Here is a 16270-nt window from a genome sequence, read left to right on the forward strand (position 1 = left end):
GGAGGAATAGAAATGTTAATGAATATGAAAGATTTACTTTTAGTAGCTTATGAGAATAAATTTGCAGTTGGGTCATTTAATGTAGCAAATAGCGAATTTGTCAAAGTTGTAGTAAGTGCTGCAGAGAAGCAAAAATCTCCTGCCATACTTCAAATTCACCCGAATGAAATAAATTTAGTGACTGATGAATTTGTGGCCTATGTACGAGAAGCTGCGTCAAAGTCTAAAGTTCCTTTTGTTATTCATTTAGACCACGGGGCAACAATCGAAGATATTACTCGATCTATTAGAAATGGCTATACGTCAGTAATGATGGATGCGTCACATTTACCATTTGAAGAAAATATGGCATTAACAAAAAAAGCAGTAGAACTTGCTCATATGGTAGGTGTGTCTGTAGAGGGGGAACTAGGTACTATTGGAAGTAATGAGGGCAGTTCAGAAGGCGGAGCAGATGAGATTTTATATACGAATCCCGATGAAGCAGCCATTTTTGTTGAAACAACAGGAATTGATACGCTTGCTGTTGCTGTAGGAACTTCACATGGCTTATACCCAGAAACGAAAGATCACTCTATTAAAATTGATCGATTAAAGAAGATTCATGAAAAAGTAAACATACCTTTAGTTCTACACGGTGGATCAGACAATCCAGATGAAGAAATAAGACAAGCTGTGAAACATGGTATTGCCAAAATCAATTTATCAACAGATATGAAGAGAGCGTTTTATAACCAATTAAGAGCTACGCTTGATGAAAATCCAAATGCTTACGAACCAGATATATTAATGCCTGAAGCAACCAAGGCAGCTATCGAATTAGTAAAGAAGAAAATGGATCTATTTGGTTCAACTGGAAAAGCATCACTCTATAAATTAGGAGAAATTTAAGAGGAGGGATAAATATGATGACTTCTAGTGTCCTAAGGCCAGAAAACATAATATTAGATTTAGTTGCTGAAACGAAAGAGGACTTAATTAATGAGCTTGCAGAAAAATTAAATACAAACGGCCACTTACATGATCTTGAACAATTTAAACAGGATATTTGGGCACGAGAAGATCAGGTTCCAACAGAAGTGGGGTTTGGTATTGCTATTCCACATGCAAAATCTGCTGGAGTTAAATCGCCCGCTATTATTATGGGAAGATCTTTAAGTGGAATTAAGTATAGTTCTGAGAAATGCAATTTATTTTTCATGATAGCAGCCGGCAAGGATTCTTCAACTGAGCACTTAAAGACTTTATCTAAAATCTCCACTTTTCTAATGGATGAAACCTTTAGAGCTAAGCTTATTCTTGCCAAAGATAGTCATGAAGTTGTCCAGCTATTTGCAAATGCTGAAGAAAAAATGGTACAAGTAGATGCGAATGATAAGAAGTATTTTGGTAAGAAATTGGTCGGAGTAACTGGATGCCCTACTGGAATAGCACATACATTTATGGCTGCAGAAGCATTAAAAAATGCTGCTGAGGAGCTTGGCGTTCAAATAAAAGTTCAAACCAATGGATCGACGGGAATACAGAACAGATTAACTCAAGAAGATATTGATGAAGCAGATGGCATAATCGTTGCTGCGGATGTTAAAGTGGACATGGATGTCTTCGGTGATCGTAAGGTCATTAAAACGTCTGTTAAAAATGGGATACATCATGCTAAGGATTTGATTGAAGATGCTATTTCTGGAAAAGGAACGGTTTTAAATCAGGGGAACAATAAGTTAAAGGAAGCAAAAGAAAAAACAAGATTAAAACAACCTAAAATATACAGCCATATAATGAATGGGGTATCTTTTATGATTCCATTTGTTGTTGCTGGCGGTATATTAATCGCAATCTCCTTTATGTTTGGCATTCATGCTTCAGACCCGACTAGTTCAGAATATAATGCATTCGCCGCTTTTCTAGGTACAGCAGGTGGCAGCGCAGCCTTTGCACTAATGGTTCCAGTACTAGCAGGATATATTGCGTATAGTATTGCAGATCGTCCAGGTTTAGCACCAGGTATGATTGGTGGTATGATGGCAACCCTAGGTGGTTCAGGATTTTTAGGTGGTATGATTGCTGGTTTTATTGCTGGTTATACAATCTTAGGATTGAAAAAATTATTAAAAGGCATTCCAGATTCATTACAAAGTCTTTCACCGGTACTTATACTTCCTTTAGTAGCTACGTTTGTAACAGCCTTTATTATGCACTTTGTAATAAATAATCCGATGGCGTGGATTAATGAGTCGTTACAAGGTTGGTTAAATGGTTTAACTGGTTCGAATGCAATTTTATTAGGAGCACTTTTGGCAGGAATGATGGCATCTGATATGGGCGGCCCTATCAATAAAACAGCATCAGCATTTGGCTTAGCGATGTTTGCAAATCATATTTACGAACCATCTGCTGCACTAATGGTTGGAGGGATGGTACCTCCATTAGGGATTGCATTAGCAACAACACTATTTAAAAATAAATTTTCACTTGAAGAACGCAACGCAGGAAAAGCCGCTTATATCATGGGGGCATCTTTTATTACTGAGGCAGCCATTCCGTTTGCAGCAAGTGATCCATTAAGAATAATTCCAGCAAATATTGTTGGTTCAGCAATTGGTGGAGGGATTTGTATGGCATTAGGAATTTCTTTACAGGCACCTCATGGCGGAATCTTTGTAATTCCTATCGCTGCAAACAGTCCATTGTTATACATTGTATGTATTTTAATTGGTTCGATTATTACAGCTTGTATAATTGGAGTATTAAAAAAACCTCTTAACAGAACACAAGATAATACTAGTGAGAAGTCAGGAAATAAAACAGTAGCAATTGAAATTAAAGCAGTGTAATTTATACGAGTGAAAATTACATTGGTACTGTACGAAGCTACGGAAGAGTCTTTGCACAAAACTAATGAAGGAATCCCTTGAAAATTCCCAAGGGATTCTTTCATTAGATAAGAATATTGTTTATGTAATTTAAATAAGCTAATGCTGCCTCTGAATCACGAGTTTCACCCGAGTGCAATCCTGAATTCTGACCAAGGCTTCCCATGTACTAATTTAACGGATGTGATAATAAAATAGCCTATTAATGTTGCGGGCAAACGGTATTTTTTTGGACAAAAAAAGAAGCAATAGCCAATATTGCTTCTTTGATTACATATATCGACTTCACGAAATACTTTAAATTTCACCCTCTTCAAGCCTCCTATTATACTCAACTTTACTGATCAATCCCTTTGCATTACAGGTAAGGCAATCTGTATAAATATCGTAGGCACCTGTACCTGCACAAACATGACATTTAATATGAGTTTCCGGTATATCCTTATGCATGAATGAAAAAACTTTTCCAATATACTGCAGAATAATCATTCCCAAAACTCCTTTTTTTTCTATCATACAACGAAAAAGAGAGATGGAAACAGGAAATACAATAACATTACTTAAAACAAATAAAATCATAACATAGTTTACATGGGGTTAAAAAAGTGCTTGATGGGGAAACGTGGTGTGTTGACAACATTTATTAACCTTGTGGTCTCTGGCGCTCTAAATCCTTCGGAAAATGCTCTATCTGTTCTACAAGGTTATTTCTGTGTTTACATTAAAAAGAACACCCATAAAGATGTCTCATTTGAAACTATTATTCAGTATTCCTTGAATATTTTAGTGGACATGAATCTATATTTTAACAAAAAGAATGGGCCAAACGGAATACTGGGAGGATTTTTATGATGGTAAAGTTATTAGTGTGTAGGGGGATTTTTTCATTAAGTATTAAATAAGTAAAGGAAAAAATTTATCACCTTTAGCAATGTGAATATTTTATATAATTAATAAAAGGTATTATTAACCGTACCATCATACTGAAATATTAGTTCTTTATCCAGAAATACTGAAAAATGGTTGTAATATTGTCACATATATTTGGATGTTTGCCATAGATGTCGAATTGTTTTTTATCCACACTTCCAAAATATTAGCACTTTTCTTTTGGTAGCTACATAACACAATCTCTAATTCATTGGGTTTAATTAATTGTATAGAGACACTATCATCGAAATTTATTCGTTGTCGCATATCTATACTATATTTTTCATAAGAATTTCCGGAAATATTTACATTAATACTTGAGGCTAACCTTCTATAAATGCCAAAATCACTTAAAGACACATTTTCGTTTTTAGTAATAAGTGTACTCGAAGCTTGTTTGATTAATCGGTTTGAAGGATCAATATTTCTAACAACGCCATTATTTTGGTGTCGTTCATTCTCAGTTGTGATATATCCCATGATCACATCAGAAGTATCATTAACTGGCATTCCGATGCTAACCACGTTAAATGTCTTCGCTGATTGAATAGTCCCCCCCCATCTAATTACACTTAACTTATTAGGATTTTCATCAATCGCTTGAGATCTTATATTTGATATAGAAACCGCGGTATATACTCCTGTATTGTCAAACCAAATATCTCCACCAATGTTTTTTTCATAATACCCGCCGTCAATTGTTAATAAATTAGCACTACAAAAATGATAAGCAAAGCCAGTTAAACCTTCGATACATACGTCTCTAAAAGTTACATTGTATAGTGATGGATAGGGTGAAGGAGTATTTTTAAATTGCTTAAAAAAATTTTCTCTCTGTTCCACTAGAACCGAACTAAATACAGTATCGAAAGCGCCTGCACATTCAATTGCATTCCCTTTTCCACCCACTATGCTATCACCATTAAATCTATAGGACTGTAAATAACTATCCACAGATGAAGCAATTGTATCAACCCCTCTGTAAATGCATCCTAAAGAAAATACCCGAATGATTTTTTTGCTATTGAATATCTTCAGCCCAGCTCCAGATACACCTTCGAATTTAACCATGTTAAAATTAAGATCACCAATGACATCTTTATTTGAAGAGAAGAGGAATCCATTGTTTGTTTTCGTAAAACCACCACCACTCCCAAAGAATTGGAGGGACCAACGGTCATTCGACTTATCTATAAACAATGGGTTTTGATTTGTAACATCGAACATTCTTGACAAGGCGACAGATTTTTTGTTAGCGATAGCATGAATTATAGCTGATTGCACCTTTTCATAATCATTACCTTTGAACTCATCAGGACTAATAGTACCCTTCTCAATTAAATTATCCATATTATTAAGCCTCCCAAAAATTTCAGCAATATATATTCTCTACTGAGTATACCCAGTGTTGTCTTAGGTGCCGTCGCCTGTCCTTATTTGTCAGTCACCAATAAAAAAAGAATAATTGAAATGTTGCTTAAAATATTTTCATTTTTCTCGATTATGTTAGAACTAACGGCGGGTTGGTATTTAATACATTGGGTATTTAAGATGTCGATATGCATTTTATGAATTCATTTAAAATGCAACTGGAAATTCCCAAATAGCTTATAAAAAGTCTGAATTTTCAATTTTTTTAATTATATTTATTATATTTACAAGTAGCTGGAATGGTGAAAAAAGTTGTTAATTAGATATTAAGGTTTTTAAGTATTTGCTAATACAAGATAATAGTTCGGGTTTTCTATAGAATTTAAGTAATCGGAATTTGGTAATTGTCAGAGAGAAAAGAAAAGAAAAGAATGGGAAATAGAGGAAAGAGAAGAAATAATAATAGGTTATAACATTAAATTTACAAAAAACAAATGTGTTTTTCGCTAATAATAGCTAAATTAAAAATCTTTCATTACTTTACTGTTTTTAAGTATACGAAAAGTCACTCAAAATGTGTCTTTTAGCTATAAAAATAAGTTTAAGTCTCTGAGAGAAGCTTCTGACTTATAATACCTTGTTGATTCAAAAAAATGACTTAATAGTGTCAATGTTCTAATGTATATATAAATGGAGAATAGTTAAAGATGTATTTTATTGGAGGGATGAAACTAAAGAATCCTAGAAAGTCGAGCGGATTGAAAAGAAGATAAAGAAAGAGAATATGAGATTGGCCCGACATATTTACTAATAATAAAATCATCATCATGAAGTAAGTGAGATCCTTATCAATAGTTATAGAGCCAAGAAAAAGTTTTTATATTCTCCAAGTAATAAGGGCAGTTATTTTCTATCTTCGATAAATTGGCGCATTTCCTCTTTTGATATACCTAAACCCACAATATCCTGCATGATTTTTTTCCATTCAGCATCTAAACTATCTGCCTGTTCATTCAACAGAGCATCCACTTTAATACTAAGGATTTTAGCGATTTTTCCCAAAACTAATATAGTAGGGTTTGTTTGAAGGTTTCTTTCCAGTGAGCTTATATAGGATTTGGCAACGCCGGATTTTGCAGAGAGTTCACTAATTGACATTTTCCTTTCTTCCCTAAGCAACTTAACTCGGTAACCTATCATTTTGACCACACCCTAACCATTAATATAAAATTATATACTGATTTAAACTATCACTTTCAGTTTACACATTTTCCTTTCATTTTTAATGATAACTAGGCACTAAAATACTTGACACAATTATATGTATAAACGGATTTTTCTGTTGTGGTAGGCATTTAGTTAGGTGCGTTTCTAGAAAATATTGTTAAATTACAAATAAAGAAACAAATTATGGGAATGAGTGTATAATTAGGTTTAATAAAATTTCAGGTGAAAATATTCTGGAAAATGAGTTGTTTAGGCGTGATAAATGCAATATTTCAAAAATGACAATTATTTCATTTGTATTACCGTTTTCTTTTTTATAAAATTAATTTGGTATTTGAAAAGTATTCATTCATTGTAAGTTTTATGAAAAATTCCTTGAAAATACATAATAATAGGTAATATTATGGTATAATGCAATAGGTCATTTTTAACATATCAGGAGGATGAAATGGAAGAAACTATTAGTATTAATGATATTTTTAAAACATTAAAGAAACGTTGGAAGCTAATCATACTGCTGACATTAATTGCCGCTTTGATTAGTGGATCAATTTCTTATTTCTTATTAACACCCATTTACCAATCTTCAACACAGATACTCGTTAATCAGAAACAATCGGAAAACCAATTGGACTCTATACAAATCCAATCCAATATCGATATGATTAATACATACAGTGTGATCATAAAAAGTCCAGCCATTTTGGAGAAGGTTATTGAAGAGCTAGAACTAGACCAAAGCGTAGATCAACTTAGTGAAAAAATTACGATTAACAGTCAAGAAAATTCGCAAGTATTTTCATTAACGGTTAAAGATAGTAATCCGGCCAAGGCAGTAGAGATTGCCAATACGGTTTCTTCAATTTTTCAAAAGGAAATCAAAAATATTATGAAAGTCGACAACGTTAGCATACTTGCTAAGGCAGAAGTTAAGGAAAATCCTAATCCTATAAAACCTTCTCCATTATTGAATATCGCTATTGCGGTCGTCGTAGGATTGATGGCTGGAGTAGGCTTGGCATTCCTACTAGAGTATATGGATAATACGATTAGAGACGAGAAGGATATTGAGACACTCCTTGACTTGCCATTACTTGGATCTATTCAAAAAATATCGCAACATAAATAACCATTCAGTGACATTAAGAAAGGAAGTGGGATTTTGAGAAGTAAAGATGAAAAGCAAGTGAATTTAATTGCACAGACTAATCCTAAATCGCCTATTACTGAACAATATCGATTAATTAGGACAAACATCCAATTCTCTTCCGTTGATAAAGAAATCAAAACGATTGTGGTTACTTCATCGGAGCCTAATGATGGGAAATCGACAACAGCTGCCAACCTAGCGATTGTGCTTGCTCAAGAAGAAAAAAAAGTATTACTTGTGGATGCGGACTTAAGAAAACCATCGGTTCATTATGCTTTTAACCTTAGTAATATACATGGACTTACAAGCGTATTGACTAAGAAAATGGACTTAAGAAAAACTATCTTGAATTCAAATGTTTCAAATTTAGACATTTTAACAAGTGGGCCAATACCACCTAATCCTTCAGAGATATTAAATTCTAAAGCGATAGAAACAGAGATTGATGAACTTAAAGGAATGTATGATTATATCATTTTTGATACACCTCCGGTTCTGGTAGTGCCTGATTCCCAGATTGTAGCCAATAAATGTGATGGCGTGATTATGGTAGTGGCGAGCGGCAAGACAAACAAACAAAGTGCAGTGAAAGCAAAGGAGCTTTTAGTGAAAGCTAATACATCCTTGCTTGGAGTCGTTTTGAATGGCGTTGAAACGGATAACAGCAATTATTATTATTATCAATCTTAATGAAATAAAACATTTTTCGACAAAATAACACCCTGTTTGATGGCAGTTTTATATGCTACTATTAATCAGGGTAATAGTTCCTATTTTTAAATAGTTAGGTCTTTTCACCTATTTGTTTTATAAAGGAAGTGTATGAAATTTGATCGACATACATTGTCACATTCTCCCAGGAGTGGATGATGGATCTGCGAATATAAAGGAAAGCTTGAATATGGCAAGAAAAGCGGCAGAAGCAGGAATCACCCATATTTTTGCCACGCCACATCACTTAAATGAGAAATATGTAAATATTAAAAGTGACATCATTGACCGTGCAGTTAGGTTAAATAAGAGTTTTCAACTAGAAAATATTCCACTTACCATTCATCTCGGGCAAGAAGTAAGAATACACCGTGATTTATTTTCTTCACTTGAAAAGGAAGAAATTCTAACACTGGACGATAACGGTACGTATTTACTGTTAGAGCTTCCATCGGGAAGGGTTCCTACATACACACAAGAAGTAATATATGAGCTGCTGCTTAAAGGAATCACACCGATTATCGTACATCCGGAGAGAAATAAGGAATTGATTGAAAATCATAAACTATTATTTGAATTGGTCCAGGAAGGCGCGTTAACTCAACTTACCTCTGGCAGTATCATCGGGAACTTCGGTAAAAGTATTCAATCATTTTCAAAAAAGATAATCGAACATAATCTGGCCCATTTTATTGCAACAGATGCTCATAATATAGGCTCTAGAGGGTTCACGTTACAACAAGCCTATGAAACGATCACAAAGGGATTTGGAATACAACGTACATTTTATTTCAAAGAAAACGCTGAACAGTTATTAAAGGACCAATGCCCTGCAATTGAAAAACCATTGCCATTCAAAAAGAGAATTTTGGGAATCTTTTAAAAGGATAAATTATTAGGAAGATTTACATATTATAAAAAATTTTGCCTTCATATAAAATTTCCTACGTTATATATCTACTGGATGTAAATTATAGATTTATAAATTACCTTCGTACAGATTAGTAACCCGTTCAACGACAAATAACCCTAAGGTCATAAGGACATAAAAAAAAGGCAAACAAAAAGAAACTTTCACATGATTTTCATTTTTATATAAAAATGAAAATCATGTGAAATAAAATACAATTCGTAAAAACTGTAATTAATAGAGAGTAAATCACACAATATTAAAGGGGGAAATGTGGTTGGCCTACCGAAAACGATTAACACTTCTGGCCCTATTAGACTCATTAATAGTATTATCGGCCATTTATGTAAGTTATTTATTCTTGTATCCCTATTTGGAAATATTTAAATTACCAACACTCTTAGTCACATCGGTTTCTCTATTAATCAGCCATCATTTTTTTGCTTCTATTTATAAACTGTATAAGAAGGCCTGGGAGTATGCAAGTATTGGAGAGTTACTGTCCATTGTTAAAGCCGTAAGCCTATCGGTTATCACTGTTATCGCCATCCAGTTAATGGTTTTTCAAGATGTTTATGTAAGGGCTATGGCATTGACGTGGATGATGCATGTCATTCTTATTGGCGGTTCCCGTTTTTCGTGGAGAATGTTGCGTGACCGTTTGATAAATAATCAAAAGGAAACCAGAAACACCATGGTAATCGGGGCGGGATCTGCCGGAACCATGGTTGTACGTCAACTTCTTAATAATCATGATACGGAACTTAAACCAGTAGCATTCATTGATGATGATCCGAAAAAGGATAAACTAGACATATTAGGAATACCCGTTGTGGGTAACTCCAGCCATATCCCCGAAATGGTGGAAAAATATCATATAGATAATATTGTCATTGCGATTCCTTCATTAAGTAAGAAAGAATTGAAGGTCATCTTTGATGAATGTGTGAAAACGAATGCAAAAACACAAATCATGCCGATGATTGAAGATATTATGCTAGGGAAAGTAGCTGTTAATCAGTTTAAAGAAGTGGAAGTGGAAGATCTTTTAGGAAGAGAACCTGTTGAATTGGATATAACCAGTATATCAGAATATGTAACGGGCAAGACAATCCTGGTTACTGGGGCTGGGGGCTCAATTGGTTCAGAGATTTGCCGTCAAATATGCAGATTCTCACCTGGTAAACTTATTCTCCTAGGCCATGGAGAAAATAGTATTTATCAGATTGATATGGAACTGAAAAAGCTATATGCAGATCAAATTGAGATCATACCTGTAATTGCAGATATTCAAGATCGAGACAGAGTTTTTGAAGTGATGGAAACCTACCGACCAGATGTTGTTTACCATGCGGCTGCACACAAACATGTTCCACTAATGGAATACAACCCTCGTGAAGCAATTAAGAATAATGTTTTTGGTACAAAGAATGTTGCAGAAGCGTCAGATACTTTTGGTGTAGGCGCGTTTGTAATGATTTCTTCTGATAAAGCCGTTAACCCAACAAACGTAATGGGATCAACCAAGCGCATTGCTGAAATGATCATCCAGCAGTTAGCAAAAAATAGCACAACAAAATTTGTTGCCGTTCGCTTCGGAAATGTTTTAGGCAGCAGAGGAAGTGTCATTCCTTTATTTAAAAAGCAAATCCAGGCAGGTGGACCAGTAACGGTCACACATCCCGATATGACAAGGTATTTTATGACTATACCTGAAGCCTCCAGATTAGTCATTCAAGCAAGTTCCTTGGCTAGAGGTGGAGAAATCTTTGTTCTTGATATGGGTGAGCCAGTTAAGATTGTAGAATTAGCCACAAATCTTATACAGTTATCAGGTTATTCTATAGACGAAATTGGAATCGAATTTTCAGGAATCCGTCCTGGTGAAAAAATGTATGAGGAACTATTAGGGGAAAAAGAGGTTCATAGTGAAGCTGTGTTTCCTAAAATTTTTATAGGGAAAGCGGTACTGGAACAGGAAGAGGAAATACAATATCTTTTAAACTCCTATGATGATTTTTCCATAACAGAACTTAAAGATTTCGTTATAAATTTAGCAAATCGAAGAAAGAACAAAGCTTTATCGGCAGTGAAATAGCCATAAGTAGGAGGACTAATAAGTGAAGAAAATCACAAAAGCAATCATTCCTGCAGCGGGTTTGGGTACACGGTTTTTGCCTGCTACTAAAGCGATGCCTAAGGAGATGCTGCCAATCGTTGATAAACCAACGATTCAGTACATAGTAGAGGAAGCTGTTGCTTCAGGAATAGAAGATATAATAATTGTTACTGGAAAAGGTAAACGTGCGATTGAAGATCATTTTGATTACGCTCCTGAACTTGAACAGAATCTTATGGAAAAAGGAAAAGGAGAGTTGCTCAATAAGGTACAATATTCCACTAACCTTGCTAATATCCATTACATTAGACAGAAAGAACCAAAAGGATTAGGTCACGCTGTATGGTGTGCACGTAAATTCATTGGGGACGAGCCATTTGCCGTACTTTTAGGTGATGATATTGTACAGAGCGAAACTCCTTGCTTAAAGCAGTTGATAAATCAGTTTGAGGAAACAAACAACTCAATTATCGGAGTTCAAACTGTATCTAAGGAAGAAACCAATCGCTATGGGATAATAGACCCAGCTTTTCAAGATGGACGACTATATCAAGTTGAAAACTTTGTAGAAAAACCAGCACTAGGAACAGCTCCTTCCAATTTGGCAATAATGGGAAGATATGTCCTTACTCCTGAAATCTTCAATATGCTTGATCAGCAGGAAGCTGGTGCAGGTGGAGAAATTCAATTAACTGATGCAATTCAACAGTTAAACAAAATACAGCAAGTTTTTGCTTATGATTTTGAAGGAAAACGATATGATGTTGGAGAAAAGTTCGGGTTTGTGAAAACAACGATAGAGTTTGCACTACAGAACGAAGAAATAAAAGATGAGTTAGTAGAGTATTTAGAACAAATGATTAAGGATATTTCTTCGGAAAAGATTCATGCATAGGTATTATTATCGTTTTTTATAACTAAAGATCACAGATTATAACCAAGGAACGGGTAGTTAGGCACGTCAATTGTTTAGCTACCATCTTCTTTGAATATTTTGATGTTGAGTATGAGGGTAAGATGAAATTATATTTAGTTGATTAGTAGTTAATTGTATCAAGTTTAAAAGGACACTTGAGTGCTAATTTAATAAATCTCAATCAAGGAGTGTTACTGCATGTATTTAAAGATAAAAAGACTGATTGACATCATTCTTTCTATAATGGGGCTTATTATTTTATCACCAATATTCTTGATTCTTATTATAGCTATTAAACTTGACTCCAAAGGACCGGTGTTATTTAAACAAAAGCGTGTCGGCATTTATAAGACTCATTTTAATATTTTGAAATTCCGTACAATGAGAATTGATACACCCAAAGATACTCCAACGCATTTATTACAAAATCCTGAGCAATACATTACGAAGGTGGGGAGGTTCATGAGAAAAACTTCTTTGGATGAACTACCGCAGATTTGGAATATTTTTGTTGGACAGATGAGTATTATTGGGCCAAGACCTGCGCTTTGGAATCAATATAGCCTTATAGAAGAAAGAGATAAATACGGTGCTAATGATGTACCACCTGGATTGACTGGTTGGGCGCAGATTAATGGTAGGGATGAGCTACCTATTCAAATAAAGGCGAAGCTGGATGGGACATACGTTAAAAAGTTAAGTTTTTGGATGGATGTTAAGTGCTTCTTTGGTACCATCGTGAGTGTTGTTAAGAGTGATGGTGTTATCGAAGGTGGAACAGGAAGAATAGGAAAAAAGGAAGTAGAGAGTACTAAGGAGACTACATCAAAATGAAAAAAATATTGATAACAGGATCAAATAGCTATATAGGAACAAGTCTTGAGAAATGGCTTAGAAACTATCCTGATAAATATTCAATAGAATTCATTAGTTTAAGAAACGATTTATGGAAGAAGCACGATTTTTCGGAATATGATGCTGTACTGCATATGGCTGGAATAGCACATGTCTCGTCGGATCCAAAGATGGAAGAGATGTATTATAAAGTGAATCGTGATCTCACAATTGAAACTGCCGAAAAGTCTAAAGTTGAAGGAGTAAAGCAGTTCATATTTATGAGCAGTATTATTGTGTATGGCAATAGCAGCAGTAATAAACGGATAATTAATAAAAACACAGTTCCTACGCCAAGTAACTTCTATGGTAATAGCAAACTGCAAGCAGAAGAAGGTATTAAACCTTTAGAAAATAAAAAATTCAAAGTAGCTATCCTGAGGCCACCCATGATTTACGGAAGAGGTTCTAAAGGCAATTACCCCAAATTGGCAAAAGTAGCTCAAAAGTTACCCGTTTTTCCAGACATCGATAATCAGCGAAGTATGCTTCATATAGATAATCTTTGTGAATTTATCAGATTTGTAGTTGATAATGAAGAAAGTGGATTGTTCTTCCCGCAAAATAATGCGTATGTTAAAACGAGTGAGATGGTAAAAATGATAGCTGATGTGCACGGTAAGAAAATCATACTTACAAAGTTGTTCAATCCAATACTGCAGGTTTTAGGTCATAAGTCAGAACTTTTTAATAAAGTATTTGGTAACTTAGTTTATGACCAAAGTATGAGTGACTATAAAGAGAATTACCAAATAGGGGATTTTCGGAAAACCATTGAGTTGACGGAAAAATAAAGTTGATGGGTGGTAAGAACGTGAAAAAACACATTTTAGTTATCTCGCAATATTTCTACCCTGAGCAATTTCGTATTAATGATATTTGTACTGAATGGGTTAAAAAGGGTTATAAAGTAACAGTTATAACAGGAATTCCAAACTACCCTCACGGTAATTATTATGATGGGTATGGGCTGTATAAGAAAAGAAAAGAAAAGAAATATATAACGGAATTGAGATTATTAGACTTCCGCTTATACCTAGGGGAAATACTTCGATAATGCTTGCTTTGAATTATTTATCTTTTGTATTTTCTGGCTTCTTGTGGAATTTTTTTACAAAAATTAAAGCTGATTATGTCTTCATATTTGAAGTATCACCGATGACACAAGCCTTGCCTGGTGTATGGTATGCGAAAAAGGAAAATATACCATGTTATCTTTATGTCCAAGATCTTTGGCCTGATAATGTTGAAATAATAACCGGGACAACTAATAAATATTTTATTGGTGCTATTGGAAAAATGGTTGATTATATCTATGCACGGTGTACTAAGATTTTTACAACTTCAAATAGTTTTGTAGATTCAATAGAAAAACGTAATGTCCCGAGAGAACTAATAGAATATTGGCCACAATATGCTGAAGACTTTTATAGGCCATTAAAGAAAAAGCGTATCGAAGAAATTCCAAATGATGATGCTTTTAATTTAATATTTGCTGGTAATATTGGTAACGCACAAGGTTTAGATATTTTACCAAAAGTAGCTGTTTTGATAAAAGCGAAACAGTTAAATAGAAAAATTCGTTTTAACATTGTCGGAGATGGTAGGTATAAAGAAACCTTAGTTAAAATTGTGGAATCTAATAATGTCGGTGAAATGTTTAATTTTATTCCTAAACAACCGGCAAATAGGATTCCAGAATTTATGGCAGCTTGCAATTCTGCTTTTTTGTGCTTAACAAATAATCCTTTATTTGAAATGACAATCCCAGCAAAACTTCAATCCTATATGGCATGTGGAATTCCAATTATAGCTTCTGCTGATGGTGAAACAAGTCAAATAATCAAAGAATCAAATGCAGGTTTATCTAGTCCTGCTGGTGATATACAAAAGCTTTCTGAGATTATTATTGAAATTTCTTCTAAATCTAGCAAAGAATTAAACGAAATTGGCCTTAACGCTAAAAGCTACTATGATAAAAACTTTAATAAAGAAGAATTGTTGAACAAAATGGATAAATACTTTAGAGAAAACTTGAAATTGGAGGGAAAGCAAATTGTTTAAGAATAAGACATTGCTAATTACAGGTGGTACAGGATCGTTTGGAAATGCTGTTATGGAAAGATTTTTAGATAGTGATATTAAAGAAATTCGAATATTTTCACGAGATGAAAAAAAGCAAGATGATATGCGTAAGCTATATAAAAATGAAAAACTGAAATTTTATATTGGAGACGTTAGAGATCTTGCAAGTGTTAAAAATGCAATGCACGGAGTAGATTATGTTTTTCATGCCGCTGCTCTTAAACAAGTTCCATCTTGCGAATTTTTCCCATTAGAAGCTGTAAAAACTAATATTTTAGGGACAGATAATGTTTTAACAGCAGCTATAGATTATGGAGTCAAAAAGGTAATTTGCCTTTCGACTGATAAAGCAGCCTATCCAATTAATGCAATGGGTATTTCAAAAGCCATGATGGAAAAAGTTTTCGTTGCTAAAGCAAAAACTGTCGATCCAGAAAGAACACTTATTTGTGGAACTAGGTATGGAAATGTAATGGCCTCTCGTGGATCTGTCATACCATTATTTATTGAACAAATCAAAAGTGGTCAGCCTCTGACCATTACCGACCCTAATATGACTAGGTATCTCATGAGTCTTGAAGAAGCAGTCGAGCTAGTTATTTTTGCGTTCCAAAATGCAGTTGCTGGTGACATTATGGTACAAAAAGCACCTGCAAGTTATATTGGAGATTTAGCACAAGCTATTAAAGAATTATTTAAGGCAGATAATGAGATTAAGGTTATAGGTACAAGGCATGGAGAAAAATTATATGAAACCCTTCTTACGAGAGAAGAATATGTAGTTGCAGAGGATTTAGGTGGTTTCTTCCGGGTTTCAGCAGATAAAAGAGATTTAAATTATGATAAATATTTTGCTGAAGGAGATAAAAAGTTATCTACTGAAGAAGAATATAACTCTCATAATACACAAATCTTAAGTATAGAACAGATTAAAGAAAAACTTCTTGAATTAGAGTATGTTCAAAATGAACTAAAGGATATGAAGGTACTTTCTTCAAAATAATAAAAATACATGAAGCAATTGCCTTATCCGTATGCAGGCATGAGCTTCATCTATTATATTTAGGTACTTAGAAAGGTTGGT

The 16270-nt window shown here is 34.2% G+C and carries 15 protein-coding genes; 12 read left to right on the top strand and 3 right to left on the bottom strand.

Annotated elements, in window-relative coordinates:
- Positions 1 to 12 precede the first annotated feature (12 nt).
- Together ACFX4H_RS00735 and ACFX4H_RS00740 are read left to right on the top strand one after the other, a co-directional pair.
- Positions 13 to 891 carry a ketose-bisphosphate aldolase gene (locus ACFX4H_RS00735; RefSeq protein WP_377433487.1) on the top strand — a complete coding sequence of 293 codons (879 nt, stop codon included), beginning with the start codon at positions 13 to 15 and terminating at the stop codon, positions 889 to 891.
- Positions 892 to 905: 14 nt separating this feature from the next.
- Positions 906 to 2834, top strand: coding sequence for a PTS fructose transporter subunit IIABC (locus ACFX4H_RS00740; RefSeq protein ID WP_377433489.1), 1929 nt, complete (start codon positions 906 to 908; stop codon positions 2832 to 2834).
- Positions 2835 to 3170: 336 nt separating this feature from the next.
- Here the strand turns inward: ACFX4H_RS00740 and ACFX4H_RS00745 are convergent, their stop codons facing one another.
- The 3 genes from ACFX4H_RS00745 to ACFX4H_RS00755 all read right to left on the bottom strand — a co-directional run bounded on the left by ACFX4H_RS00745 (position 3171) and on the right by ACFX4H_RS00755 (position 6374).
- Positions 3171 to 3362 (bottom strand): hypothetical protein, encoded by a 192-nt coding sequence (locus ACFX4H_RS00745; protein WP_095678497.1) that lies wholly within the window; start codon positions 3360 to 3362, stop codon positions 3171 to 3173.
- Positions 3363 to 3872: 510 nt separating this feature from the next.
- Positions 3873 to 5153, bottom strand: coding sequence for a hypothetical protein (locus ACFX4H_RS00750; protein WP_377433492.1), 1281 nt, complete (start codon positions 5151 to 5153; stop codon positions 3873 to 3875).
- A gap of 924 nt (positions 5154 to 6077) precedes the next feature.
- Positions 6078 to 6374 carry a helix-turn-helix domain-containing protein gene (locus ACFX4H_RS00755; protein WP_377433494.1) on the bottom strand — a complete coding sequence of 99 codons (297 nt, stop codon included), beginning with the start codon at positions 6372 to 6374 and terminating at the stop codon, positions 6078 to 6080.
- A gap of 475 nt (positions 6375 to 6849) precedes the next feature.
- On the opposite strand from ACFX4H_RS00755, the gene ACFX4H_RS00760 reads away from it, so the two are divergent.
- From ACFX4H_RS00760 to ACFX4H_RS00805, 10 genes are all read left to right on the top strand, one after another.
- Positions 6850 to 7530 (top strand): YveK family protein, encoded by a 681-nt coding sequence (locus ACFX4H_RS00760; protein ID WP_377433497.1) that lies wholly within the window; start codon positions 6850 to 6852, stop codon positions 7528 to 7530.
- A gap of 33 nt (positions 7531 to 7563) precedes the next feature.
- A complete protein-coding gene (locus tag ACFX4H_RS00765; RefSeq protein ID WP_377433500.1) occupies positions 7564 to 8241 on the top strand; it encodes a CpsD/CapB family tyrosine-protein kinase in 678 nt (225 codons plus the stop codon).
- A gap of 139 nt (positions 8242 to 8380) precedes the next feature.
- A complete protein-coding gene (locus tag ACFX4H_RS00770; protein WP_377433503.1) occupies positions 8381 to 9145 on the top strand; it encodes a tyrosine-protein phosphatase in 765 nt (254 codons plus the stop codon).
- Between the two features lie 304 nt (positions 9146 to 9449).
- Positions 9450 to 11270, top strand: a complete 1821-nt coding sequence (locus ACFX4H_RS00775) for a polysaccharide biosynthesis protein (RefSeq protein WP_377433505.1) — start codon at positions 9450 to 9452, stop codon at positions 11268 to 11270.
- A 22-nt stretch (positions 11271 to 11292) separates the two neighbouring features.
- On the top strand, positions 11293 to 12186 hold the full coding sequence (galU, locus tag ACFX4H_RS00780; RefSeq protein WP_377433508.1) for a UTP--glucose-1-phosphate uridylyltransferase GalU: 894 nt from the start codon (positions 11293 to 11295) through the stop codon (positions 12184 to 12186).
- A gap of 219 nt (positions 12187 to 12405) precedes the next feature.
- A complete protein-coding gene (locus ACFX4H_RS00785; protein WP_377433510.1) occupies positions 12406 to 13041 on the top strand; it encodes a sugar transferase in 636 nt (211 codons plus the stop codon).
- Positions 13038 to 13895 (top strand): NAD-dependent epimerase/dehydratase family protein, encoded by an 858-nt coding sequence (locus ACFX4H_RS00790; protein WP_377433513.1) that lies wholly within the window; start codon positions 13038 to 13040, stop codon positions 13893 to 13895. Before ACFX4H_RS00785 ends, ACFX4H_RS00790 begins: the two co-directional genes overlap by 4 nt.
- A 20-nt stretch (positions 13896 to 13915) precedes the next feature.
- Entirely contained in the window at positions 13916 to 14158 is a 243-nt protein-coding gene (locus tag ACFX4H_RS00795; RefSeq protein WP_377433515.1) for a hypothetical protein, read from the top strand.
- On the top strand, positions 14158 to 15165 hold the full coding sequence (locus ACFX4H_RS00800; RefSeq protein ID WP_377433518.1) for a glycosyltransferase family 4 protein: 1008 nt from the start codon (positions 14158 to 14160) through the stop codon (positions 15163 to 15165). The genes ACFX4H_RS00795 and ACFX4H_RS00800 overlap by 1 nt, the downstream gene beginning before the upstream one ends.
- Positions 15158 to 16189, top strand: coding sequence for a polysaccharide biosynthesis protein (locus tag ACFX4H_RS00805; RefSeq protein WP_377433520.1), 1032 nt, complete (start codon positions 15158 to 15160; stop codon positions 16187 to 16189). The genes ACFX4H_RS00800 and ACFX4H_RS00805 overlap by 8 nt, the downstream gene beginning before the upstream one ends.
- The last annotated feature ends 81 nt before the right edge of the window (positions 16190 to 16270 follow it).

The sequence above is a fragment of the Peribacillus sp. YIM B13477 genome (genome assembly GCF_042787955.1).
Lineage (GTDB): Bacteria > Bacillota > Bacilli > Bacillales > DSM-1321 > Peribacillus > Peribacillus frigoritolerans.